General features: G+C 74.6%; 18 protein-coding genes. 7 read left to right on the forward strand and 11 right to left on the reverse strand.

Annotation, left to right across the window (positions count from 1 at the left end):
- Window positions 1-173: 173 nt before the first annotated feature.
- Window positions 174-1,097 carry a sirohydrochlorin chelatase gene (locus ACIHCX_RS15700; RefSeq protein ID WP_400029580.1) on the reverse strand — a complete coding sequence of 308 codons (924 nt, stop codon included), beginning with the start codon at window positions 1,095-1,097 and terminating at the stop codon, window positions 174-176.
- 185 nt (window positions 1,098-1,282) lie between these two features.
- Complete coding sequence (locus ACIHCX_RS15705; protein WP_400029582.1) at window positions 1,283-2,275, reverse strand: N-acetylglucosamine kinase; 993 nt, start codon at window positions 2,273-2,275, stop codon at window positions 1,283-1,285.
- 248 nt (window positions 2,276-2,523) lie between these two features.
- Here ACIHCX_RS15705 and ACIHCX_RS15710 point away from each other — a divergent pair, with 248 nt between their 5' ends.
- Window positions 2,524-3,201 (forward strand): uracil-DNA glycosylase, encoded by a 678-nt coding sequence (locus ACIHCX_RS15710; protein ID WP_400029584.1) that lies wholly within the window; start codon window positions 2,524-2,526, stop codon window positions 3,199-3,201.
- 48 nt (window positions 3,202-3,249) lie between these two features.
- Here ACIHCX_RS15710 and ACIHCX_RS15715 read toward each other — a convergent pair whose 3' ends face one another.
- Entirely contained in the window at window positions 3,250-5,778 is a 2,529-nt protein-coding gene (locus ACIHCX_RS15715) for an FtsX-like permease family protein (protein ID WP_400029973.1), read from the reverse strand.
- Window positions 5,779-6,075: 297 nt separating this feature from the next.
- On the opposite strand from ACIHCX_RS15715, the gene ACIHCX_RS15720 reads away from it, so the two are divergent.
- The gene (locus ACIHCX_RS15720; protein WP_400029586.1) at window positions 6,076-6,879 is read left to right on the forward strand and encodes an SAM-dependent methyltransferase; all 804 of its coding nucleotides are present in this window, start codon (window positions 6,076-6,078) and stop codon (window positions 6,877-6,879) included.
- Between the two features lie 9 nt (window positions 6,880-6,888).
- Here the strand turns inward: ACIHCX_RS15720 and ACIHCX_RS15725 are convergent, their stop codons facing one another.
- On the reverse strand, window positions 6,889-7,974 hold the full coding sequence (locus tag ACIHCX_RS15725) for a WD40/YVTN/BNR-like repeat-containing protein (protein WP_400029589.1): 1,086 nt from the start codon (window positions 7,972-7,974) through the stop codon (window positions 6,889-6,891).
- Window positions 7,975-8,283: 309 nt separating this feature from the next.
- Here ACIHCX_RS15725 and ACIHCX_RS15730 point away from each other — a divergent pair, with 309 nt between their 5' ends.
- Window positions 8,284-8,859, forward strand: coding sequence for a hypothetical protein (locus ACIHCX_RS15730; RefSeq protein ID WP_400029591.1), 576 nt, complete (start codon window positions 8,284-8,286; stop codon window positions 8,857-8,859).
- Between the two features lie 133 nt (window positions 8,860-8,992).
- On the opposite strand, the gene ACIHCX_RS15735 is transcribed toward ACIHCX_RS15730, so the two are convergent.
- On the reverse strand, window positions 8,993-10,741 hold the full coding sequence (locus ACIHCX_RS15735; protein WP_400029593.1) for an acyl-CoA dehydrogenase family protein: 1,749 nt from the start codon (window positions 10,739-10,741) through the stop codon (window positions 8,993-8,995).
- Window positions 10,742-10,817: 76 nt separating this feature from the next.
- Here ACIHCX_RS15735 and ACIHCX_RS15740 point away from each other — a divergent pair, with 76 nt between their 5' ends.
- On the forward strand, window positions 10,818-11,567 hold the full coding sequence (locus ACIHCX_RS15740; RefSeq protein WP_400029975.1) for a PaaX family transcriptional regulator C-terminal domain-containing protein: 750 nt from the start codon (window positions 10,818-10,820) through the stop codon (window positions 11,565-11,567).
- A 92-nt stretch (window positions 11,568-11,659) separates the two neighbouring features.
- On the opposite strand, the gene ACIHCX_RS15745 is transcribed toward ACIHCX_RS15740, so the two are convergent.
- Entirely contained in the window at window positions 11,660-12,649 is a 990-nt protein-coding gene (locus ACIHCX_RS15745) for a polysaccharide lyase family 1 protein (protein ID WP_400029595.1), read from the reverse strand.
- 440 nt (window positions 12,650-13,089) lie between these two features.
- Here ACIHCX_RS15745 and ACIHCX_RS15750 point away from each other — a divergent pair, with 440 nt between their 5' ends.
- The 3 genes from ACIHCX_RS15750 (at window position 13,090) to ACIHCX_RS15760 (ending at window position 19,897) form a co-directional block, all read left to right on the forward strand.
- The gene (locus ACIHCX_RS15750) at window positions 13,090-14,400 is read left to right on the forward strand and encodes an SGNH/GDSL hydrolase family protein (protein ID WP_400029977.1); all 1,311 of its coding nucleotides are present in this window, start codon (window positions 13,090-13,092) and stop codon (window positions 14,398-14,400) included.
- 529 nt (window positions 14,401-14,929) lie between these two features.
- Entirely contained in the window at window positions 14,930-15,568 is a 639-nt protein-coding gene (locus ACIHCX_RS15755) for a hypothetical protein (protein WP_400029597.1), read from the forward strand.
- 9 nt (window positions 15,569-15,577) lie between these two features.
- On the forward strand, window positions 15,578-19,897 hold the full coding sequence (locus ACIHCX_RS15760; protein ID WP_400029599.1) for an HAD-IC family P-type ATPase: 4,320 nt from the start codon (window positions 15,578-15,580) through the stop codon (window positions 19,895-19,897).
- A gap of 141 nt (window positions 19,898-20,038) precedes the next feature.
- Here the strand turns inward: ACIHCX_RS15760 and ACIHCX_RS15765 are convergent, their stop codons facing one another.
- From ACIHCX_RS15765 to ACIHCX_RS15785, 5 genes are all read right to left on the reverse strand, one after another.
- Window positions 20,039-21,385, reverse strand: a complete 1,347-nt coding sequence (locus tag ACIHCX_RS15765) for an FAD-dependent oxidoreductase (RefSeq protein ID WP_400029601.1) — start codon at window positions 21,383-21,385, stop codon at window positions 20,039-20,041.
- A 147-nt stretch (window positions 21,386-21,532) separates the two neighbouring features.
- Complete coding sequence (locus ACIHCX_RS15770; RefSeq protein ID WP_400029603.1) at window positions 21,533-22,210, reverse strand: TetR/AcrR family transcriptional regulator; 678 nt, start codon at window positions 22,208-22,210, stop codon at window positions 21,533-21,535.
- Window positions 22,211-22,448: 238 nt separating this feature from the next.
- Window positions 22,449-23,147 (reverse strand): HAD family hydrolase, encoded by a 699-nt coding sequence (locus tag ACIHCX_RS15775; protein WP_400029605.1) that lies wholly within the window; start codon window positions 23,145-23,147, stop codon window positions 22,449-22,451.
- Between the two features lie 53 nt (window positions 23,148-23,200).
- Complete coding sequence (locus ACIHCX_RS15780; protein ID WP_400029607.1) at window positions 23,201-24,136, reverse strand: M56 family metallopeptidase; 936 nt, start codon at window positions 24,134-24,136, stop codon at window positions 23,201-23,203.
- Window positions 24,137-24,340: 204 nt separating this feature from the next.
- Window positions 24,341-24,892, reverse strand: a complete 552-nt coding sequence (locus tag ACIHCX_RS15785; RefSeq protein ID WP_400029609.1) for a DUF5134 domain-containing protein — start codon at window positions 24,890-24,892, stop codon at window positions 24,341-24,343.
- Between the last annotated feature and the right edge of the window lie 45 nt (window positions 24,893-24,937).

Raw genomic sequence — 24,937 nt, forward strand, 5'->3', positions numbered from 1 at the left:
GCGGCCCATCCGCACGATAAGGAAGGACAGTCCGGGCGGCCCGTCCGCACGACAAGGACGACCCGGGCGCAAGAGGGGTCCTGGCGCTTAGGCCGGCGGCGCGGGCGGCATGGCGAGGGGCCCGCCCCTCGCCCGGCGAGGAGCGGGCCCCTGGTCGTACGGGGGCGCGGGCGTCAGTGGGCCGGCGCGCTCTGCGGCTGCTGCGGGGTGATGCCCAGGGCCGTCGCGTAACTGGCCAGGGCGAGCTTGCCGATCGCCGGGTAGGGGCCGAGTGCCTCGGCGGCGGCACAGCCCGCCTCCTCGGCGGCGGCCTCGAGCAGCTCCGCTTCGATCTCCGGGCCGATCAGGTAGGGCGCCAGGGCGAGCTGCTGGGAGCCGGCGGACCGCAGCTGCTCGGCGACGGAGGCGATCGAGCCCTCCTGGTCGAGAGCGGCCGCCATCACCGGCACGGCGAGGCGCGCGGCGAGCAGCATGCCGGTGATCCCGGCCGCCTGCACGGCCTCCTCGCCGCCCACCGAGGCCAGGATGATCCCGTCCGCCGCGGTCGCCACGGTGAACAGCCGCGCACGGTCGGCGCGGGCCAGGCCCGCCTCCGACAGTCGGACGTGCAATGCCTCGGCGAGCAGCGGGTGCGGGCCGAGCACGTCGGTCAGCTCGGCGGCGACCCCACTGTCCATGACGGCCTGACGGATCCGGCGCAGCAGCGCGCTGTCCGGGCCGGCCAGCAGCGGCACCACGACCGCGACCGGGCCGTCGGGCTCCTTGACGTCCGCGCCGGCGGCGACCGCCTGCTCGTAGCGGGCGGTCCGCTCCTCGGCCGCGCGGGCGAGCACGGACTGCACGGTCGGGTGGTCCGCGTCGTCCCCGTCGAGGTAGGCGATCCGGGCGTCGAGTCCGGGCAGCTCGGAGCGGGCGATGCTCACGACCTCCTCGGCGAGGCCCCGCGTGGCGTCGCCAGGGGTGCCCGGCACCGCGAGGACGAGAGCGGGCGCGCCCTCGGGCGCCGCCAGCGGTTCGGGGCGGCGGTGCCGTCCCGGCTGGCGGGGGCGCGGCATTCGTACTGGTAGGCCGGGCGCGGGCCCAGTGGGGGAGCTCATGGCGCCGCATGTTACTGGCTTCCGGGGCTGCCCTGTTCGGGGAGGGTGCGGGTGAGCGTCATCCGTCCGGTTTTGTCTGATGCGTTACGTACGGGTGCGAAGTGCCGGTGTGGCCCCGCCGGGCCGGATGCGGCAACTCGCTCGGCCCGTCAGATCATTTGTCCGGCAGATGCGGATGTAGGGGATCAATCCCCTTGTGGGGGTGGTACGTACAGCAGCTTTTCGTCACCCGGCAGGGCGAGGACGTCCCCGGCCAGATCGGCCGCGATGCGCACGCAGCCGTGCAGCGGATCGCCCTCGGCACGCACCCGCCGTGCGTGCGGCAGCCGTTCGGAGAGCTCCGTCTCCAGCGGTACGAGGAGCGGGTCGCCCATCTTGAACAGGCCGCCGGTGAGGGCGAGCAGCGGCTCTCCCGAGTGCGGGCAGACGGCCGCGGCGGACTCGGCCATGTGCCGGGCCGCCGCGCGCAGCACACCGGCCGCGACGGGGTCGTCGGCCGCGCACGCCGCCACCTCGGGCGCGAAGGAGGCCAGGACGGCGGCGCGGTCGGAACGCGGGTAGAGCCTGCCGGGCAGTTCCGCCATCGGCCCGAACGCCTTCTCGGCGCGGGCCAGCAGCCGCGCCGAACCGCCGTCCCGGCCGTCGTGGGCGCGCAGCGCGGCCTCCAGCCCCGCCCGTCCGATCCACGCTCCGCCGCCGCAGTCGCCGAGCAGATGCCCCCAGCCGTCGGCACGCCGCCAGCCCGTGAGGTCGGTGCCGATCGCGATCAGGCCGGTTCCGGCGGCGACGACCGCGCCGGGGCGGGGACCCAGGGCACCGGTGTAGGCGGTGACCGCGTCGGCGGCCAGCGCGACCCGCCGCACGCCGAGGTGCCGGGCCAGCGCGCCGGGAAGTTCGGCGCGCAGCGCGTCGCCCAGGGTGGCGAGCCCGGCCGCCCCCAGCACGGCCGTCTCCAGCCGCCCCACCCCGGCCTCGGCCGCCAACGCCCGAGCCATGGGCACCAGTTGCTCCATGAGATGTCCGGGGTCGATACCCCGTTCGCCGGTGCGCACCGGCTCACCGGACTCCCCTCGCGCCAGCGGTCCGCGCCCGGGCACACCGACGACGGCCCGCAGCCCGGAGCCGCCCGAGTCCACGGCGAGGAATCCGGCCGCACCGTCCGGCGCGTCCCCCGTCACGGCAGCACCCCGACCTCGGCGGGGTCCGCCGACGCGGGGGAGGGGGACGAGGGGGCGCGGCGCCCGCGGCCGAGTGGGGTGGTCACTGGACGCACGCCTTGCTCCCTCCCCCTCACGGCCGGCCGCGTGATCCGCCCAGCCGGCTCGATGGCCTTGGTGAGGAGGAAGACTAGCGCCCGCCGACCTTCCCCGGCAGAGGCCGGTCCGCCGGTCCGGGTTGTCGGTGCGGGCCGCTAGAGTGACGCGGCGTGGCACCACGACCGTTGCATGAACTAATAGAGGCCGGCTGGGCGAAGGCCCTGGAACCGGTGGCCGGGCGTATCGCGGGCATGGGCGACTTCCTGCGCGCGGAGGTCGCGGCCGGCCGGACGTATCTCCCGGCGGGAGCGAACGTCCTGCGGGCGTTCCAGCAACCCTTCGACGACGTAAGAGTCCTGATAGTAGGTCAGGATCCCTATCCGACGCCGGGGATGGCGATCGGCCTGAGCTTCGCGGTCTCGCCGGAGGTGCGGTCGCTGCCGGGCAGCCTGGAGAACATCTACCGCGAGCTGAACTCGGATCTGGGCCTGCCCAGGCCCTCCAACGGCGATCTGACCGCGTGGACCCGGCAGGGCGTTCTGCTGCTCAACAGGGCGCTCACCACGGCCCCGCGCAAGCCGGGCGCCCACCGGGGCAAGGGCTGGGAGGAGGTCACCGAGCAGGCCATCCGTGCCCTCGTCGCGCGGGAGCGGCCGCTGGTGTCGATCCTGTGGGGGCGGGACGCGCGCAACCTGCGCCCGCTGCTCGGCGAGTATCCGGCGATCGAGTCGGCGCACCCCTCGCCGATGTCCGCGGACCGTGGCTTCTTCGGTTCCCGCCCCTTCAGCAGGGCCAACGAACTCCTCCAGCGGCAGGGGGCCGAGCCGGTGGACTGGCAACTGCCCTGAGGCTGTCGGCCCAGCCGTCACCGCCTCGCCGCGGAAGCCCTGAGGACGTCACTCCTTGGCCGTCGCGACCGTCACCGCCCGGACCTTCAACGCCAAGTGTCCCGGCAGCGCGGTCGCGACGAGCGCGAGGAACCCGGCCCCGGCGACCACCGCGGTGTACAGCAGCGGGGCGACGGACGGCGCCGCCCGGCCCGTCATGCCGATGCTGAACGAGGTCAGGACGGCCATCGCGATGGTGCTGCCGAGGGCGGCGGCGAGGAGGAGCAGCGACAGCGCCTCGGTGCGCAGCATGCGCAGCACCTGGCCGCGGGTCGCTCCGGACAGGCGCAGCAGCGCGAATTCCCGGATGCGTGCCGAGACCGACACGGCGAGCGTGTTGACCACGGCGATGGCGGTGAAGGCCAGTACGAGCCCCATGGCGAGGAAGCCGACCTCGGCGTCGGCCCGCTGCCGCCGCGCCTGGAGCGAGTCGGCGGCGCCGGGGGAGAGCACGTCGAGCCCGGGAAGGCCGCGCAGTGTGTCCGCGAGCTGTTTCGGCGTCCGTTCCGTGGCGACGAGAAGCGAGGAGGCCAGCGGGTTGTCGACGTGGCGTGCGATGAGGTCGTGCGCGAAGGTGAGATCTCCGAACCCGAGGCCCCTGGAGTAGACGGCGGCGACCGTCAGGGTGGCGGGTGTGCCGTCGCCGAGCGTGAGCTCGAGAGTGCTTCCGGGTTTCAGGTGGAGCCGGTCCGCCGCCAGTCGGCTGATGGCCACGGTGTGTTCGGTGAGTCCGCCGAGGGAGCCGGCGACGACGCCGGGGTCCCAGGTGCGGGTGAGGCCGGCCGGGGTGACGCCCTGGGCGGTGTACTTGTCGAGGCCGACCCGGACGGTCGTACGGACCACTTCGGTCACGGTGTCGTGGTGGGTGCGCAGCCGTCGTGCCGCCTCGGCCGGGACACCTGGTCCCCGGGCGGTGACGATCCGGTCGGCGCGGATGCCTTCGCGGGCCTGGGCGCGGGCCGCGTCGCCGAGGGTGGGCTGGACGAAGAGCACCGTGCAGGTCATGCCGATGAGCAGGGTGAGGGGCGTGACGACGGAGGCCGAGCGGGCGGCGTGGCCGCGGAGGTTGGCGGTGGCGAGCCTGCCGCCGGGGCCGGTCAGGCGCAGCGGGCCGGCGAGGAGCCGTGCCGCCGTTCTGACCAGGAGCGGTCCGAGCAGGGCGACGGAGGCGGACAGCACCACGACGGCCAGATACGTCACCGGTGTCGCGGCGGGCTCGGTGTGGAGCCGGCCGAGGAGGGCGACGAGGGTCGCGCCACCGGCGAGCGACACCAGGCCGGCGAGGAGGCGCCCCAGCGCGGGCCGGGCCCGCTCGGTCCGGGCCTCGGCGAGCGCTTCGGCCGGGCGGATCCGGACGAACCGGCGGGAGGCGATCCGCGAGGCGGCCCAAGCGCCGGACAGGGTCGCGGCGACGGCGGCGAGCGGCGGGAGGACTCCGGTGGTGTGCTGGAGCGTCGAGGGCACGGCGCCCAGCGCGACGAACCTGCCGAGCAGCAGGCCGCCCAGGGGAAGCCCCAGCAGCGCACCGGCTGTGCCCGCGACCGCTCCGACGACCAGCGCCTCCCGCCCGAGCAGTCGGCGGATCTGTCCGGAGGTGGCGGCGACGGCGCGCAGCAGGGCGAGTTCACGGTGGCGTTGCTGAACGGAGAGCGTGAAGGTCCCGACGACCACGAGCACCGCCACGAGCAGCGACGTGCCGCCCATCGCCCCGCCCATGCTGACCAGTTTGGTGCGGGCCGCGGCGGCGTCCGGGAACTCCACCGGGCCCCGGTCGTCTCCCGAACTGACCTGGGCGCCCGTGCCGTGCAGCGCGGTGGACACGGCCTGCCGCAGCCGGCCCGGTTCGGTGCCAGGGGCGGGCAGGACGCCGAATGCGGTGACCTGCCCGGGGTGGGCGGCGAGACGGCGGGCCTCGGCGGCGGTGAAGAAGAGGGGCGTCTGGTGGCGGACCGCCGTGGTGGGGGCGGCGACACCGGAGACGCGGTAGGTGCGCGGAGCCCGCGTCGACTGGACGGTGAGGCGGTCACCGGGGCCGAGGTGGGCCCGCTCGGCCAGGTGGCGGTCGATGACGACGTCGGTGGCGGCCTGGGGGGCGGTGCCCGCGGTGAGCCGGTACGGCGTCAGCGCGGCGGATTCCCAGGAGTGTCCATAGGCGGGTCTGCCGCCGGTGCCTGCGGAAGTCAACGGCTCGGCGAGAAAGGTGAGTTCGGGGATGACCCGGGCGACCCCCGGGACGCCGGCCAGGGTGCGCTCCAGGTCGGCCGGCAGCCAGGCGCGCTCGGTGAGGGGTTTGGCCTTGTGCTTGACCTTGGTCTTGCCCTTCTTGTGCTCGACCGTGGTCCGGTGGACGTTCTGGTCGGCGGAGACCACGACCGGGGTCGCGGCGTAGCGCTCGGTGCCGATGGTGCCGCGCAGGCCCGTCTCCAGGAGCGTGCCGCACGCGGTGATCAGGGCGGCGGCGCAGGCCAGGGCCAGAAAGGCGCCGAGGAAGCCTGCCTTGCGCGCGCGGACGGATCTCAGGGCGTAGCGCAGCATCACGAGGGTCGACCTCATCTCAGTCGTGTGCGGGGTCATGTCCGCGCCAGGCCGGTGCCGTTGGGTGTCGGTGCGGGCCGGGTTTCTGCGGCGTGCGTCCACGGTCCTCCGTGCACCGGGCTCCGCGCACTGCGGCAGCCCGGCGTCCTGGGCGGGGGTTGTCCCCACCCCGGCTCAGCGCGAGACCGCCGTACAGGAGTGCCCGCGGCCGCCGGCCGGGTTGGCCGGGTCGGCTGACAACGATGGCCGTCGGCACGGGAGTTGATCATCGCGACGATCTCTGTGTGCGATGCTCTGCCCATGACTGATCGAAGCGACTGGGACAGCAGGCTGCAGACCGATCGACCCCACTCCGCGCGCGTGTGGAACTACCTGCTCGGCGGCAAGGACCACTACCCGGTGGACAGCGAGACCGGCGACGTGATCCTGCGGATGTTCCCCGAGATCGCGGCCATCGCACGTCAGCAACGGAGCTTCCTCGTACGGGCGGTGACGTTCCTGGCGGGCGAGGCGGGGATCCGCCAGTTCCTCGACGTCGGCACCGGGCTGCCCACCGCGAACAACACCCATGAGGTCGCCCAGGGCATCGCGCCCGACAGCAGGATCGTCTACGTGGACAACGACCCCGTCGTCCTCGCCCACGCCGACGCGTTGCTGCGCAGCACGCCCGAAGGGAAGTGCGCCTACCTCGACGCCGATGTGCGCGATCCGCGGAAGATCCTCGCCCAGGCGGCCCGGACGCTGGACTTCGACCAGCCCATCGGCCTGATCCTGCTCGGCATCATCGGGCAGCTCCCGGACGAGGAGGAGCCCGAGCGGATCGTGGCCGAGCTGATCGACGCCCTGCCTCCCGGCAGCTACGTGGCCTTCAGTGACGGCACGGACACCAGCGACAAGCTCACGTCGGCCATCACCGCCTACAACGCGCAGTCCGCCAATTCGTACCACCTGCGCCCGCCCGAGCAGATCGGCCGTTTCCTCCAGGGGCTGAGTCTGGTCGAGCCGGGTCTGGTCAGGTCCGCCGACTGGCGCCCGGACCCCGACACCGCGGACATCACGCGCGACCAGGGCCACGCCGTCGGCGCGGTGGGCCTGAAGGAGTAGACGCCCTCCTCAGCCGATGACCGCCGCCCGCACGCAGAGCACGTCGGGCAGGTGCGAGGCCAGTTGCCGCCAGCTGTCGCCGTCGTCCGCCGACGCGTACACCTCGCCGTTGCGATTGCCGAAGTAGACGCCGGCCGGGTCCGCGTCGTCGGTGCACAGTGCGTCGCGCAGCACCGTGCCGTAATGGTCCTCCTGCGGCAGCCCCGCCGCGAGCGGCTCCCAGCTCCGGCCCGCGTCCGCGGTGCGGAACACGCGGCAGCGGCGGCCGGCGGGCACCCGGTCCGCGTCCGCGGTGATGGGGAAGACGTACGCGGTGCCGCCGCGGTGCGGGTGGGCGGCCACGGCGAAGCCGAACGTCGACGGCAGGCCCTCGCCGATGTCCGTCCAGTGCGCGCCCCCGTCGTCGCTGCGGTACACGCCCCAGTGGTTCTGCAGATACAGCCGGTCGAGGTTCTCCGCGTCCTGCGCGACCTTGTGCACGCACTGGCCGAACTCCGGGTTCGGATCCGGCAGGAACACGGCGGACACTCCGGAGTTGGACGGTGCCCAGCTCACTCCGCCGTCGCCCGTGCGGAACACCCCGGCGGTGGACACGGCGACCGTGACCGCCCGTGGATCGCGCCGGTCCGTCACCACGGTGTGCAGGCCCTCACCGCCGCCGCCCGGCACCCACTTCGACCGCGTGGGGTGCTCCCACAGCGGGCGGACCAGGTCGAAGCTCTCGCCGCGGTCCTCGGAGCGGTACAGCGCGGCCGGCTCCGTGCCCGCGTAGACGATGTCGGGCTCGGCGGCGGCCGGGTGCAGCTGCCAGACCCGCTCCAGCGAGGCGCCGGTCTCCTTGGGGAACCTCACGGCGGGCCGGGCCGGTTCGGTCCAGGTGCGGCCCAGGTCGTCGGAGTGGAACACCGACGGGCCCCAGTGCGCGCTGTCCCCGCCGGCCAGGAGCCGTGGGACGGAGCCGCGGACGTCGATCGCGACCGAGTAGACGGCCTGCGCGTTGAAGTGGGGACGGTCGTCGAACTCCCAGTCGCCGCCGCGCCGCCGCCCGATGAACAGGCCCTTGCGTGTGCCCACGGCGAGCAGTACTTCGGTCATGCCGATCACCTCCGCGAGGTCTTCGTCCGGACCCTTTTGTCCCGGACACCGGCCAGTCTGCACCCCACCACTGACAGTCACTCCCGCATCGGCGTCGTCGCAGGTCACAGCGGCCTGGCTGGGACAGGGCACCGGTCGAGCCCACCGTGGGAGCCATGGGACGGCCGGACCGCGGCGGCCATGGGACGGCCGGGGCGCGGCACCCATGGGAGGGCCGTGGCCGGGAACCCGCCATGAGCGTCACAGTGCCCTTCGCCGTATGGGAGGGCGGTCCGGCAGGTTCGTGCGCGCACAGGGAGGATGCCGTCGATGGCGTTCCGTGGTCCGAAGGTGCGGCTGTGGCGGTGGCGCCGCAACTCGCTCAAACGCCGCTCCGACACGGTGGAGGGCTGGATCGTGCTCGGCACCTGGGCGCTCGGCGTTCTCGCCGGATGGACGGCGGCCCGGGGCGCGGAACACGCCGCGGCCCTGGAAACCCTCGCGCGGACGCCCACCGTCGCACAGGTGACCGAGCGGGCGCCCGGCTCGCCCGCCGGGTCCGGCGAGGACCCCGGCAGCACACTCCGGGTGTGGGGAAAGGTGCGCTGGACCGCCCCGGACGGCACCGCGCGCACCGACTGGGCCCGGGTACGGCCCGGCAGCGCCGTCGGCACCGAGGTCGCCGTGTGGACCGACTCCCACGGACGGCTCGTGACCGGACCGGCCACGCCCGCCCAGGCCCGTACGCGGGCCGTGATGGCCGGCGGCCTGGTGGGACTGAGCACCGCCGCCGTCCCCTTCGCCACCGGCCACTTCCTGTGCGCCCGCCTGGAACGCCGCCGTCTGGACCAGTGGGACGCCGAGTGGGCCCGCTTCGGCCCACTGTGGAGCCGCAAGACCTGGTGAACGACTCCGGCCCGGAGGTCGGCCCCTTCGGCCCGGAGGTCGGCGCCGCCGAGCGGGGACCTTGCCGTGCCGCGGGACACCGCCGGACGGGGCCCCGCCGCGCCGGAGCGTCGGCCCGGCCCCGGGCAGACCCCTAATCCGGAAGTGACCGTTCCAGGACGGCGTCGAGGTCCGCGCTGTTCGGCAGCGTGCCGAAGGAGTGGCCCCAGTCGCCGCCCAGCCGGGTCGCGCAGAAGGCGTCGGCGACGGCGGGCGGGGCGTGCCGGACGAGCAGGGAGGCCTGCAGGGCCAGGGCCATGAGCTCGACCAGGCGGCGGGCGCCGACCGGGGACGCCTCGCCCAGACCGGTCCTGAGCCGGGTCACGGCCGCGTCCAGGCGGGCGTCGGCGCCCCGGGCCAGGGCGAGTTCGGCGAACAGCGCGTCCGCCGCGCCGGGCTCCCGGCCGAGCGCCCGCAGCACGTCCAGGGCGTTGACGTTCCCCGAGCCCTCCCAGATCGACAGCAGCGGCGCCTCCCGGTAGTGCCGGGGCATCCCCGAGTCCTCGACGTAGCCGTTGCCGCCCAGGCACTCCAGGGCTTCCGCCGTGAAGGCGGGCCCCCGCTTGGTGACCCAGAACTTGCCGACCGCGGTCGCGATCCTGCGGAACGCCGCCTCGCCTTCCCCGCCGCCCGCGCGCACCGTCCGGTCGGCCGCACCGGCCAGCCGCAGCGCGAGCGTCGTCGCGGCCTCGGACTCCAGCGCCAGGTCGGCCAGTACGTTGCGCATGAGCGGCTGGTCGATGAGCAGCGCGCCGAAGGCCCCGCGGTGGCGCACGTGGTGGCCCGCCTCGACGAGCGTCTTGCGCATGAGCGCCGCCGACATCATCACGCAGTCCAGGCGCGTGCAGTTGACCATCTCGATGATGGTCTTGACGCCCCGACCCTCGGGCCCCACCAGCCAGGCCACCGTCCCGTCGAACTCCGGCTCGGAGGAGGCGTTGGACCGGTTGCCCAGCTTGTCCTTGAGCCGCTGGATGCGGAAGGTGTTGCGGCTGCCGTCGGGCAGGACGCGCGGCACCAGGAAGCACGACAGGCCGCCCGGAGCCTGGGCGAGCACCAGGAAGACGTCGCACATGGGCGCCGAGGTGAACCACTTGTGCCCGCGCAGGGTGTACACCCCGGGCTCCGCGGTCGGCGTGGCCGTCGTGGTGTTCGTCCGTACGTCCGAGCCGCCCTGCTTCTCGGTCATCCCCATGCCCGCCAGCAGGCCCTGCTTCTCGGCCGGCACCCGCAGCCCGGGCTCGTACACCCGGCTGGTCAGCAGCGGTTCGTACACGGCGGCCAGCTCCGGCTGGGCGCGCAGGGCGGGTACGGCGGCGTACGTCATCGACGTCGGACAGCCGTGTCCGGCGTCCGTGTGCCCCCACACCAGGCCACCGGCGGTGCGGGCCACGTGCGCGCCGGGCCGGTCGTCCGCCCAGGGCGCGCCGGCCAGGCCCTCGGTGACCGCCGTCCGCATCAGGTGGTGCCAGGCGGGGTGGAAGTCGACCTCGTCGATCCGGTTGCCGTAACGGTCGTGGGTGCGCAGTTCGGGCTCGTGCCGGTTGGACTGCTCGGCCCACTCCTGCGCCTCGACGCTCCCGGCCAGCGCTCCGAGCCGCCGCAGGTCCTGCTCGGCCCAGCCCGCGCCCTCCCGGCGCAGGCCCTCCAGCAGGGCCGCGTCGTCGGAGGCGTCGTAGGGCGCCAGGGGAGGGGCCTGGTTGGTGACGGCGTGCGTGGCGTCCTGCCCGTGCGATCGGGGCCGCGGTCCGGGCGGCGCCTCTCCTGCCCGCCCTGCCCGCTGCTCCTGCGGTGCCCGCCGTGCCTGTCGTTCCTGCTGTTCGTGCGCGAGTGTCGAGGCCATGCACCCATGTTGCACTCATGCTGCGGTCGCAGCAATAGTGCAACACGCTCGATGTCCGTACAGTACGTACGTGACCATGAACGCCTCCCAGGGGACCGCAGGGGCGGGGCTGCGCCCGCTGTCCGCACGGTCGGTCGTCCTGAGCCTGCTGCTGGGCACGCATCCGCCCGAACTGCCGGTGAAGGACCTCGTACGGGCGGTCGAACCCTTCGGGATCGGCGGATCCACCCTGCGGGCGGCCCTGAGCCGGATGGTGGCCGCCGGAGACCTGCGACGCTCCGACACCGTCCACGGCCTCAGCGACCGGTTGCTGGAGCGTCAGCGGCGCCAGGACGCGGCCGTGCACCCCGAGACGAGTCCCTGGGACGGGGAGTGGGAGATGGTCGTCGTGACGGCGACCGGGCGCGAGCCCGCCGAACGCGCCGAGCTGCGCGCCCGGTTGACGGCTCTCCGGCTCGCCGAACTCCGCGAGGGCGTCTGGCTGCGCCCCGCCAACCTGCGCCGCCCCCGGCCGGACGGGGCGTCCCCGGCGGTCCGGCGTTTCACCGCCCGGCCCGAGGAACCCGCCGCCGACCTGGCCGCGCGCCTGTGGCCGCTCGACGACTGGGCGGCGACCGCCCGGACACTGCTCGCCCTGGTCGCGCGCACGGAACGGCCGGCCGACCGCTTCACCGCCCTCGCGGCCGTCGTACGGCACCTGCTGGCCGACCCCGTGCTGCCCGCGCCCCTGCTGCCGGCGGACTGGCCGGGTCCGGCGCTGCGCGCCACGTACACCGCCCGCCGGCGGGAGTTGACCGAGGAGGTGCTCGGGCACGCGAGGCGGTGAGCGGACGGCGGCGGTCGCACGCGGCGCCCTCGGGCACGCCGCGCGCGACCGCGCTCACCGCGTCGGGAGGCCGAGCGCGGCCAGGCCCGTGGTCAGATCTTCCCGGTGCCCGCGCCCGCGGTCACCGAGGAGGCCACACCGGAGGCGGCCTCGGCCGTGTAGCTGTACGGCGGGCTGGTGAAGGTGCCGGTCTGCGACACCTCGGTCGCGGCCCCGCCGAGGTCGTTGCCCCGCAGGTTGGCGTAACCGTCCTGCTTGCTGTCCCGGTTGGTGGTGACGGCGACCGACGTGCTGCGGAAGACGTTGTTCTCCACCAGCATCTGGGCGCCCATGCGCGAGTGCACGGCGGTCTCGGCGCCCACGACGTAGTTGTCGTAGAAGTGCCCCGTGCCGAAACGCAGGCTCGGGATGCGGGAGTTGACGTTGTTGAACCAGTTGTGGTGGTACGTCACCCGCAGATGTCCGGTGTCCTCGCTCGCGTTGCTGTCGCTGTGGCCGACCAGCGAGCCCTTGTAGTGGTCCTTGAAGGTGTTCCAGGACACCGTGACGTAGTCGGAGGCGTGCGAGACGTCGAGCAGGCCGTCGTAGTAGTCCTTGCCGTGGTCGCGGTCGGAGGACAGGGAGTTGTGGTCGATCCAGACCTTGGTCGAGCCCTGGACGGTGATCGCGTCCGTCCCGACGGCCTTGCTGATCTGGAGATTGCGCACGACGACGTTGCTGACGTTCTTCAGCCGCAGCCCGCCGCCGGTGAACCCGGACGACGAACCGACGCCCAGCACCGTGGTGTTGGAGCCGACATCGATCTGACCGCTCAGCGAGATCAGGCCGTTCACCTTCACCACCTTGGCCGTGTTGCCGGTGACGGCCGACTTGAAGGCGCTGAGCGTCGACACGGTCACCGCCGAGGAGCTGCCGCCGCCGGTGGTGCCGGCGCCGAAACCGACCGGTGAGCTCTCGGCGGCCCCGGCCTGCTGCGGCAGGGCGAGCACCGCGAGGGCGGCGGCCGCGGCGACGGCCGCCGCCAGTGCCGGCCTGGGGGCGTGGGGGCGTGAGGAGCGAGGACGTGAAGAGCGAGTACGCATGCGGAAGTTGTCCCTTCGAAAGGACCGGTGGGGGCGTATACGAGATCGTGCGAGGCCGTACGAGGTCGTATACGTGAATGGCGCACATCATCTGGAACGACTCGCGGGGGCAGTGTGGCGGTATGGGCCTGGCGGAGCGCCCACCGGTCACACTGTTGAACGGACCGTAGGGTGCAAGCGCTTTCTAGTCAACGGCTCGCGCAGGTCACATCCGGCCACTGTCGGGTGGATGGTGGAAGGTGTCGGCGGCTAGCTGTGGGAGCGCTTCCATGACGGCCATGTCCATGCCACCATGCAGCAGCGGCGGCCCGCCGCGGGCAGTCCCGCGCGCCTCGGGCCGCCGCCCGCACCCCGTCCGATCGCAGCCCCCGCACATCCCACGGAGGACGCAAGTGACACCGCCCGGAAGAACCCGCCGCGCCAGAACCCGCCACGCCGATCTGATCAGCGTGTGCGTTCTGGTGCTGGCCCTAGTCGTCACCGTCTCGGCCGTCACCGCCCTGGTACGCCGGCCGGACCGTGTGACCGTCGGCGCCGCCGACCGGCCGCCGGCCGCGGCCCCGGCCGCACGGCACTGGGTGAACACCTGGACGGCGATGCCGCAGCTCACCGAACCCGACAACCTGCCGCCGGCCCCCTACACCGGTGACCACGCCGTCCTCGTCGACACCACCGTGCGGCAGACGCTGCGCGTCTCCACCGGCGGTGACCGCGTCCGGCTGCGCTTCTCCAACGCCTTCGGTGACACTCCGCTGCCCCTGACCGCCGTGACGGTGGCGCTGCCGCGCGGCGGCGCCGCCGGCGTCAGCGCCGTCGAGCCGCGTACGACCCGGGAGGTGACGTTCTCGGGGCGGGCGTCGACGACCGTGCCCGTCGGGGCCCAGGTCGTCTCCGACCCGCTGGACCTCGACCTGCGCGCCGCGTCCAACCTCACCGTGACGGCGTACCTGGCCAAGGGCCAGCCCTCCCTCGCCCTCACCTCGCACCCGGGCTCGCGCACGACGTCGTACTTCGTCCACGGCGACCACACCCGGGACGCGGACCTGTCCGGGGCGACCCCGGCCGACCACTGGTACCTGATCAGCGGTGTCGAGGTGGAGGCCAAGACCTCGACCGAGGCCGTCGCGATACTCGGGGACTCGCTCACCGACGGGCGCGGCTCCACCACCAACGCCAACGACCGCTGGCCCGACCAGCTCTACGACCGGCTCCGCTCCAGCCCCGCCACGGCGAACATCGCCGTTCTGAACCAGGCCGCCGGGGGCAACCGCGTCCTGAACGACGGCCTCGGCCCCAACGCCCTCGCCCGCCTCGACCGCGACGTCCTCGCGAGCAGCGGCGTCGCCTGGCTGATCGTCTTCGAAGGCGTCAACGACATCGGCACCGCCGACGCCACCCCGGCGGCCCAGCGCCAGGTCACCGAGGACCTGATCGCCGCCTACCGGCAGATCGTGGTGCGCGCCCACGCCCAGGGCATCCGCGTCTACGGCGCCACCCTGCTGCCGTTCGGCGGCAACGACCCCTACGACGACCCGGCGGGCCTGCGGGAGAAGTCCCGCCAGGCGGTCAACGCCTGGATCCGGGCGAGCGGGCACTTCGACGCGCTGATCGACTTCGACCGCGCGGTCCGCGACCCCGCGCAGCCGAGCCGGCTGCGGCCCGACCTCCACGCCGGTGACTGGCTGCACCTCAACCCGCAGGGCTACGGGATCCTCGCCGACACGGTGCCCGCGGGACTGTTCCGCCACTGACGGCGCGGCATCGGGTTGCGGGCGCCGGCCTTCGCAGCGGGCGCCCGTCGGCCGGCCGGGTGCTCGGTGCGACGGGTGCGCCGGTACGGGCGGACTCCGTGCCGGCGCCGTTTACGGCGGCACGTCCCACCACTGCTTCCGACGCGGTGGCGGGACATGCCGCCGTTGGCCTGTCGGCGTCGGCCTTTCGGGCGGGACGTCCGTGGGCCGTTCGGCTGGGTGTCCGGTGCGGCGGGTGCACCCCCGGCCGCAGGGGCGAGGTCGTCGTGCCGGTGCCGTCCGCCGGAGTGGTTCCGCCGGTTCCGGTACGGGGGCGAGCCGCCGGCGGCCGGGGGTGCACCCGCCGCACCGGTGCCGTGGGGTGGGCTGCCGGCCGGTGTTCCCGGCGCCGACGCGGCCCGTGGCGGACGGCGGAGCCCGGTGGCGCGGACGCGGGCGGTGGCGTTCTCTGAGAGAGCCGGGGTGACCAGGACGGTGGTGGGCACCCGTGGGCACGAGGAGTCGATCTCACCCCCAGGCGAGGAGAGTCATGGCTGAGCAGAAGTCGTCGTCCGCCCTTCCGGCACCGCTGCACGGTGCGGCCTCGGTGCTGCGGAGGGTGCCCGGCGCCGAGGCGGTGGGCCGGGCCGCGCAGGGGGCGCTCGACAAGGTCGGCGCCGTCTCGCCGCGCGGACGGCGGCTCGCGGTGTACACGGGAGCCGGAGTGCTCGGTGCCGCCGGGGTGGTGGAGTGGCCGGTGGCGCTCACCGGCGCGGCCGTGGCCTGGCTCACCCAGCCCCGCCCCGAACGGGCCGCCGGCGGCGAGGAGCGGGCGCGGACACCGCAACCGCCACCGTCCGCCGCGGCCCGCAAGCCCGCGAGGAAGCGCGACACGGCTGCCCGGGAGACCGCGCAGGACGCCGGCACCGGCCCCGAGGAGCAGGCGTCCGAGCCGGATGCGGACACCGGGCCCGACGGACCGGCGAAAACCAGGATGTCCGCGGCGGGCGGACCGGAGAAAACCAGGACGTCCGCGGCGAGCGGGCCGGAGAAAACCAGGACGTCCGCGGCGGGCGGACCTGAGAAGACCAGGACGTCCGCGGCCGGGCGGGGCAAGTCCTCGAAGGGGCAGTCGGCGGCCACCGGACTCCTCGGCCCGACGGCGCGACCCGACCGCACCTCCCTCTGAGGACGCGCCATGGAGCTCGGACTGCTGACTGCGCCGTCGGCCGCTGCCCGCCTGGTCACCCGGGCGGCCGCGCCGGCGGTCGGGGCCGCCGCGGGAGCGGTGGCCGGAACGGCACGGGCCAGCGTACGCGGTGCGGACGCCGCCGTGCGCGTCGCGCGTGTCGCCTGCAACGCCCTGCCCGGCACGGACCACCACTGGCGCTCCGGCACCCGGGTGCACCTGTCGCTGCGCTCCCTGGATCCGGAGAAGGTGCTCCGTGCGGGTGGGAAGAACCATCTGGCCCGGCGCATCGCCGCGAACCTGGCCGAGCGGCCCGACGTGCTCTTCGCGTGCTGGGACGAGGGCCTCGGGCGGCTGGTCGTCGCCGTGACGGAGGAGGAGGCCATCGACCAGGTCGCGGACCAGGCGGCGGGCCTCGCGGCCCGGCACGGGCTCGTCCTTGACGGTGACGACCCGGAGGAGATCACCCACCCGGGGGACCCGGCCGGGGTGCGCGCGGCCGCGGCCACGCTCGCCGCCGACGTGGTGGGCATCGGCGTCGCCCTGACCTCCTACGTGTTGCGCCTGCCGCCCTCGCCGCGCATGGTGACCGCCGCGGTGACGCTGCTGCGGGAGAACCCCAGCTTTCGCGCCGGACTGAGCGCCCGGCTGGGCAGGACCCGTATGGACCTCCTGCTCGCCTGCGCGAACGCGGCCGCCCACGGCACCGGCCAGACCCCCACCTCGCTGCTCCTGGACGGCGCGCTGCGCACCTGTCAACTGGCCGACACGGTGGCCCGCACGGCCGCCTTCGACGCGCTCCACGACCAGTTGTGCGCACCCGACCGCGTCAGCGTCGCCGCGGACGACACCCCGCGCCCGCCGCTGCGCGTCACACCGGCCCAGGAGTACGCCAACCACGCCTCCGCCGGCAGTGTGCTGGGCGCGGCGCTGACCACGCTGGTCAAACGCAATGGGGCCGAGGCCGCCGAGGCGGTGCTCGCCGGTTCGCCCAAGGCCGCGCGCTACGGACCCGCCGTCTTCCACGCCGTGCTCGGCACCCTGTTCGCCCGGAGCGGCGTGCTGGTCCGGGCCCCGGAGCGGCTGCGGCAACTGGAGATGGCCGGCACCGTGGTCCTGCACGCGAGCGCGCTGCGCACCGAGGAGGGGGAGGCGGACCCGTGGGCCGAACCGGTCCTGGACGCGGCCCGCCGGGCCGGACTGCGGGTGGTGCTGGTGGACGATCCCGCCCTGGAGGACCTCGTCGGCCTCGCCGACCAGGTCGTGGACGCCCGGCGGCCCCTGGACGACGTGGTGTACGGGCTGCGCGGCGAGGAGGGCGCGGTGCTCACCGTCGCCCGGATGAGCTCCGCCGACGACCACGACGTCCTGGCCGGGCTGCGCGGCAGCGACCTCGCCCTCGCCCTCGTGGACGGCGACGCCGCCGTCGTCTGGGGCGCGGACATCCTCGCCCTGCACGGACTGTCCGACGTGTGGCGGGTGCTGACGGCCGTCCCGGCCGCCCGGACGATCGGTCACCGGGCGCAGACCCTGGCCCGGTCCGGCGCCGCGCTGTCCGGGCTGCTCGTGGCCATCGGCGAGTCCAAGGGCGGCCGCGGCCGCCGTGCCCTCCTGCCCGGGCTGCGGCACGCGCCGGTCGACGCTGCCGCGGCCGCCGCCCTGCTGTCCGGGACGCGTGCCGCGCTCGCCGTGGCCGCGGCGCACGCCCCGCACCCGCGGCCGCGGGTGCACTGGCACGAACTCGACGCGAAGGAGGCCCAGGAGCGGCTCGACCACGAGGCGCCCCGCCGGCGCACTCCGTACGAGTGGGTCTCCGCCCAGGTCCGCAGGGCGGCCGTCGGGATCGCCCGGCACCCCGTCCTCGCCCCGGTCCGCTGGACGTACGAGCTGGGGCAGGCCGTGCGCGGCGAACTGCACGACCCCCTCACCCCGGTCCTGGCGGTCGGCTCGGCGGCCTCGGCGATCCTCGGCTCGGTGGTGGACGCCCTCCTCGTGGTCGGCGCCCTCGATCTGAACGCCCTGGTCGGCGGATTCCAGCGACTGCGCGCCGAGCGTGCCCTGTCCGGCCTGATCGCCGAGCAGAAGCGGAAGGCGCGCATCGCACCCCCGGACTCGCAGGCCCCGGCCGGCGCCACCGTCACGGTCGACGCCGGGAAGCTCAAACCGGGTGACGTGATCGAGCTCAAGGGCGACGAGGTGGTGCCCGCCGACGCCCGGCTGCTGTGGGAGGACGGTCTCGAGGTCGACGAGTCGGCGCTGACCGGCGAGTCGCTTCCGGTGGAGAAGCAGACCGACCCGACCCCGCACGCCGTGGTCGCGGACCGCAGCTGCATGGTCTTCGAGGGCACGACCGTGGTGGCCGGGCAGGCCCGTGCCGTCGTGGTCGACACCGGCGACCGGACCGAGGCCGCCCGCGCCGTGCACCTCGCCGCCCGCACGTCCCCGTCCGCGGGCGTACAGGCCAGGCTCCAGGAACTCACCCGCAAGGCACTGCCGCTGACGCTGGCGGGCGGCGCCGCGCTGACCGGTATCGCGCTGCTGCGCGGCACCTCCGTGCGCGAGGCGGTCAGCGGCGGCGTGGCCGTCGCCGTGGCCGCCGTCCCGGAGGGCCTGCCCCTGGTGGCCACCGTGGCGCAGCTGGCGGCGGCCCGGCGCCTGAGCCGCGACGGCGTCCTGGTCCGCACCCCGCGCACGCTGGAGGCGCTGGGCCGGATGGACACCCTCTGCTTCGACAAGACCGGCACCCTCACCGAGAACCGGCTGCGCGTGGTGCGGGCGTCCGACGCGGACGGCGAGGTCCACGTGGTGGGCGACGAGGCCTCCGCGCGGACCCTGCGGGCCGCGGCGCGGGCCTGTCCGCGTCCCAACGGCAGCTCGGACCGGCCCGTGCACGCCACCGACGAGGCCGTCCTCGACGCGGCCGGTCCCGACCCGGACTGGGTCGAGCTGGAGGACCTCGGCTTCGAGGCCGCCCGCGGATACGCGGCCGCCGTCGGCCGGGTCGCGGACGGACCGCGGATGCTCGTGGTCAAGGGCGCACCCGAGACGGTGCTGCCCGCCTGCTCCGGCCTCCCGGCCCACGCCATCGAGACCTCGCACGCCCTGGCCGGCGACGGACTGCGGGTGCTGGCGGTGGCGCGGCGGCGGCTCGACGAGCACGAGAGCGAGGAGGACGCACTCGACCGGATGCTTCACGGACTCGAGTTCATCGGGCTGCTGGCGCTGTCGGACGTGCCGCGCGATACGTCCTTGGCGCTCGTGAGCGGGCTGTACGAAGAGGGCGTACGGCCGGTCATGCTCACCGGCGACCACCCGCAGACCGCCCGGGCCATCGCCACCGAACTGGGCTGGCCCAAGGACACCACCGTGGTCACCGGGGACGAACTCGCCGCCGCGGACCGGTCGGCCCGCGCCCGGATGCTGCGCGACGCCGATGTCGTCGCCCGGGTCGCGCCCGAGCAGAAGCTCCAGGTCGTCGAGGCGCTGCGGGACGCCGGCCGGGTGGTCGGCATGGTCGGCGACGGTGCCAACGACGCCGCGGCGATCCGCGCCGCGGACATCGGCGTGGGCATCAATGCCCGTGGTTCCGCGGCGGCACGCAACGCCGCCGACATCGTCCTCACCGACGACGACCTGACGGTCCTGATCGACGCCATCGGCGAGGGCCGCGCCCTGTGGCACAGCGTCGCCGACGCCATCGCCATCCTGATCGGCGGCAACGCGGGCGAGATCGGCTTCGGCCTGTTCGGCACGCTGCTGTCGGGCACCGCGCCGCTGTCCACCCGGCAGATGCTCATGGTGAACCTGTTCACGGACCTGTTCCCGGCGATGGCCGTGGCGGTGACGCCGAAGGAGGACCCCGAACAGGCGCGGTCGGCGACGCCGGAGGACGCGGCGGGCTCCGTCCTGGGCGAGGGGCTGATCCGGCAGATCCGCCACCGTGCCCTGACCACCTGTCTGGGCGCGGTCACGGCCTGGATGGTCGGCCGCTGGACACCCGGCACCGCCCGCCGCTCCAGCACGATGGCCCTGTGCGGCGTCGTCGGCACCCAGCTCGCCCAGACCCTGCTCGACCGCCGCGACAGCACGCTGGTCCGGGTGACGTCCCTGGGCTCCGCCCTCACCCTCGCCGCCCTGATCCAGACCCCCGGCGTCAGCCGGATCCTGGGCTGCACCCCGCTCGGCCCGGTGGCCTGGGCCGGCGTCGCCGCGGCGATCACCCTGGCCCTGGCCGGTCAGCGGGTCCTGCCCCGCCTGGAGGAGACCGTCGTACGGCTGCTGCCGGAGAGCGGTCCCTGGGTCGTCCGAGAGCCGACGGCCGGGGGATGACGGCCGGCGCCCCGGTCCCGCCATGGTCTGGCGGGACCGGGGCTTGGGCCTGCTCACGGAGCCCTGCGGGCACGTATCGGGGGCAGGGGGACCTCGCCGCCTTCTCCGCCCGGAGGACAGGAGGCAGGCTTCCCGGGACCCCTAGGAGACCGCGGTGCCGGCCGCCGCTCGCAGGGAATCCCAGTCCGGCAGCTTGACCACGCCGCGTCCGAGGGAGGCGCCGAGTTCCGCCTCGGCCCGCTCGATGGCCTGCCAGCCCGCCCACCGCACGGGCTCGACCCCCTCGGCCCGCAGCACCGGGAGGCTGTCGTCCGGCACCCGCCTGCCCACGAGCCCGGGCGCGTCCTGGAGCAACGAGGACACCGTCTCCTTCGCGCACGGCCGGTTGGTGCCGATGACACCCGTGGGCCCGCGCTTGATCCAGCCGGCCACGTACTCGCCGGGCGCGACGGCACCCTCGCGCAGCACGCGCCCCTGCTGGTGCGGCACCGTGCCGGTGCCCGCGTCGAAGGGCAGCCCGTCCAGCGGCACTCCGCGGTAGCCCACCGACCGCAGCACCAGCTGGGCCGCGACGTCCTCGTACCGTCCCGTCCCGACGACACCGCCGTGCCCGTCCGGCGCCGTGCGCTCCAGCCGCACCGCGCCCACACGGCCGCTGTCGGCGATCAGTTCGACGGGGCGCAGGAAGAAGCGCAGCCGGATCCGGCGGGAGGCGCCCTTCGGAGGTGTGGCGGCCCAGCCGCGCAGCACCTCGACGTTGCGGCGCTGGGCGGCGGGCAGCGCCGAGGGGTCGGCGCAGTCGGGGTCCAGCGCCAGCTCCTTTGGGTCGACGACGACGTCGGTGTCCGGCAGGGCGCCCAGCTCGCGCAGCTCCTTGGTCGTGAAGCGGGCCTGCGACGGGCCGCGCCGGCCCACCATGTGGATCTCGGTCACCCGGCTCGCGGCGAGCGCGGTGAGTGCCTCCTCGGGCATGTCGGTGGGGCTCAGTTCGGACGTGCCGCGCGCCAGGATGCGGGTGACGTCCACGGCGACGTTGCCCACGCCGACGACGACCGCCGACCGTGCGCCCCGCACGAATCCGCTGTCCACGGAGTCGGGGTGGGCGCTGTACCAGGAGACGAACTCGGTCGCCGACCAGCTGCCCGGCAGGTCCTCGCCCGGGATGTGCAGACGGCGGTCGGTGGCGGCGCCCACGCAGTACACCACCGCGTGGTACAGCTCCCGCAGCCGCGCGGCGGGCAGTCCGCCGGGGCCGCCGACCTGGACACCGCCCAGGAACCGGACCCGCTCGTGCTCCAGGACCGTCCGCAGGTTGTTCTGCAAGGACTTGATCTTCTCGTGGTCCGGCGCCACGCCGTAACGCACGAGCCCGTACGGGCACGGCAGCCGGTCGAGGACGTCGACGTGTACCGAGGGGTCCTGCTGGACCAGGCCCTGAGCGGTGTAGCACCCGCTCGGCCCCGAGCCGACGACGGCGACACGCAGCACGGCGGAACCCCTTACCCCGATGGATCACTGGTGGATCGCAGGAGATCGCTGATGGCTCCAGCATGGCACCAAGCGGCCCGCCGGGGGAGGGAGGCGGCACGGGATGGCGCGCGTGTCGCGGTCGGGACCCGTACGACGGCCGCCGGACTACCGCTTTGGTGGGGGCGCCGGGCTCCGGTCGGTCGCGAAGAAGCGGGACAGGTCCGTGTCGCAGGACCCGCCGGGCGGCTGCGCCTCCGGCGGCGCTCCCATGTCCCAGTCGAGCCGGTAGCGCTCGAACAGCTCGGCCCGCAGCACCGGCACCGGCATCGGCGCCCCGGGCACCAGGGCGGCGTAGACGGCGCCCATCAGCAGGGCGCGCAGCATCGGGTAGTCGGCGTCGACGTCCTGTGAACCGCGCCGGGCCACCGTGTCCCGCAGCAGCTCGGAGAGGCGCTGCTGCTCCGGGCACTGCACGAAGCCCTCCTCGAGCAGGATCCCCGCCATGTGCTGGCGCATGAGCACCGGCCGGTCCCGGGCGAGCCCCAGGATCGCGTCGACGGCCCGCGCCAGCCGCTCCCGGCCGTCCTCGGTGTGCGGCTCGCGCTCCAGCGCCTCCTGGAGCGTGCGGTGCATCAGCCGGTGCACGGCGGACTGCACCAGCTGGCGCTTGCCGGGGAAGTAGTAGGAGACCAGGCCGCGCGCCGACCCCGCGCGGTCGGTGATGGCGCCGAGTGTCGTCGCGTCGTAGCCGTGCTCGCCGACGAGCTCGACCGCCGCCTGGAGGAGCCGTTCCCGGGAACGCCGCCGCAACTCTTCATTGACCGAGGCGCTGCGCGGGGACATGCGGTGACTCCTGCGTTGACTGGCTGCCAGCCAACTATACTCGGTACGAGCGGACCGGCCCCGGAAGGGGTCCGTCGTGCTGCCGTCCGTCTCGGGCGACGCGGGGGATCGTCCGAGGCGGGCGGAGTTTTCCGTGCCGGGCGCCGTCCAGGACCTCCCGCCGGGTGGCCGGGTGGCCCCGGCTCCCGTGCCAGTCGTAGGGGCCGCGCCCGCCCCGGTCACCCCGGTCCGCGGCGGCTCAGTCCGTCGGGCCGAGCAGGTCGAGGACGGGCAGCAGCGCGTCCGGCCGCTGGGTGACCGGCAGGGGGTCGACGAAGTGCACGCCGCAGCCCAGGGCGCTCGCGCCGCCGTCCGCGGGACGGCTGTCACCGACCATCAGCACGTCCTTCGGGTCGGCGTCGAGCGCCGCGCAGGCGAGAGCGAACAGGCGCGGGTCCGGCTTCTGGACGCCGTGCTCGTACGACAGGGCGTAGGTGTCCACGTACGCGTCGAGGCCGTGGGCGCGGAACACCGGGCGCAGGTCCCAGCCGATGTTGCTCACCACGCCCACCGCGACCCCGCGCTCGTGCAGTGTGCGCAGGACCTCGGGTGCGTCCGGGTAGGGGGCCCAGGCCGCCGGCGTCATGTGCCGGTCGTAGAGCGCGTCGTGCAACACCGGGTCGGGCAGAGGCACTTGGCGGGACAGGGCAGTGAAGGCGGCCCGGTGCAGCGCGGTGCTGAGGTCCCGGCCCTCCCACAGCCGGGCCGCCTCGTCGGACATGCGCACCGGCGGAGCCCCGCCGGGCAGCGCCCCGGCTTCCTCCAACGCGCGCGCCGTCCGAGCCAACTCCCGCTCGTCAAGGGAGAGTTCCGCTTCGTCGAGGACGGCTCTCAGCCAGGACTCGCACGATTCGATGCGGAAGAGGGTTCCGGAGAAGTCGAAGAGCACAGCAGCCATGAGCTGATGATGGCCCAGCCCCGGGCGCCGCGGCCAGCGGACCCGAACAGACCCTAGCTCAGGGCCCTCAGAGCAGGTGTCACCGTCACCAGGACCGGTAGGACCGGGACGAGGGAGGCGACCGCGGTCAGGCGCAGTCTGCGGGCGACCGGGAGGCGATTCGGGGGAGTGAGGAGGCGGTGCACGCGCTGCGGGACGTGTGCCTGCGCGGCGGGGCAGGGGCCGAACACGCCCCGGTGCTCGTTGAGTCCGACCAGCGCGAGGGCGGTCGTCAGGCGTCCGAAGCGACGTGAGGCCATGTCGTCGGCGGCGAGTTCGACCAGGCGGTGCATCTCGTCGCGGAACGCGGCGAACACCGGCACCTGCGGAAACCCGCCGGCGAGCGCGGCGGAGCAGTGCAGCAGCCAGTCGTGCCGGGCCCGCGCGTGACCCTGCTCGTGCGCGACGACGGCGTCCAGCTGCCGCCCCTTCAGGCGGCGCAACGCGGCCGTGGTGATGACCAGCCGGGGCGACGGGCCGGGCAGCCACCAGGCGTCCGGGCGGTCGCCCTCCAGCACCACGAGCCGGTCGGTGCCGGGCTCCTCACCGGGCAGCAGCGGCGCGCGGACGAGCAGTTCGGCGCGTCGCAGCCTGCGGCGCGCCCGGGCCCGTACCACCTCGCGGAGCAGCATGGCCGCGCTCCACGCACCGCCGCAGGCGAGCGCCACCGCGGTCGTCGGCGCCCAGTCGTCGGCCGTGCCGAGCGCGTAGGCCTCCACCACCGAACGCGGAGCCGGGGCGAACACATGGCCGCGCACCGCCTGCCAGGCGGCGGCCGCGCTGAGCGTCATCGACAGCGCGCAGCACAGCAGGACCGCGGCGACCACGCACTGCCACACCCACAGCGCGAGCACCGGTTCACGGTCCGGCCAGTCGGCCCGGGCGAGCAGCCGAGGGGCGGTGACGGCGGTCAGGGCACCGAGCAGCAGCAGGACCGCGGGGACCATCATGGGAGCCACTTTATGAGCGGCCGACAGCTCGGGGGCACGGCTCCGCGGCGAAGTGACGCAGACCACTGCGGCGTGGCGCAGGCCCTGCCGTCCCCGCGGGTCACAGCGCCGCTCTCGCCGTCCTGGCGGGTCACTGGGCCGGTTTCGCCGCCCCGGTTGATCACCGGCCCGATCGCGCCGTCCTGTCCGTCGCACGGTCACCGGTCACATGGTCAGCAGCATCGCCACCATCGCGATCCCCATCGACAGCCGGCACGCCCGCGCCAGTTCCGGTCGATCGCCCCACCTCGTGCCGCCGGGCGCGCCGACGGCGGCCACCGTCCCGGTGGGGACCAGCCGGACGCCGGACAGCAGGACGTAACCGGCGAAGTACAGCAGCAGCGCGCCGGTGAGCAGCGGCACTCCCGCCCCGCCGTGGTGGTGGGGTCCGGGTGAGACGGCCATCACCACGGACATGTAGACCATGGCCGTCTCGCCCACCAGGTGGTGCCGATGGTGTGGGCTCGTCCGCGCCGACCACAGCGAGTGCAGCGCGGTCGCGCCGAAGACGGCCGCATAGGCCGACCAGGCCCACGCGGGTGGTGTGAACACCGCCGCCGGGACGGCCATGGCGGCCATGCCGAAGCCCATGAGCGCCTCACCCCCCGCGGTACGGCGCTGCTCCTCGACCGCGCTGCGCATCCGCAGCAGGCAGTACGCCCCGGTCGCCGCGCACAGCGCGACGAGCAGCCAACCGAACGAAGCTGATCCGTGCACCCCCGACCTCCCCGCTCGACGGGTCGCGGCCGCCGCCGGGCGGCC

This window comes from Streptomyces sp. NPDC052043 (genome assembly GCF_044548235.1).
Lineage (GTDB): Bacteria > Actinomycetota > Actinomycetes > Streptomycetales > Streptomycetaceae > Streptomyces.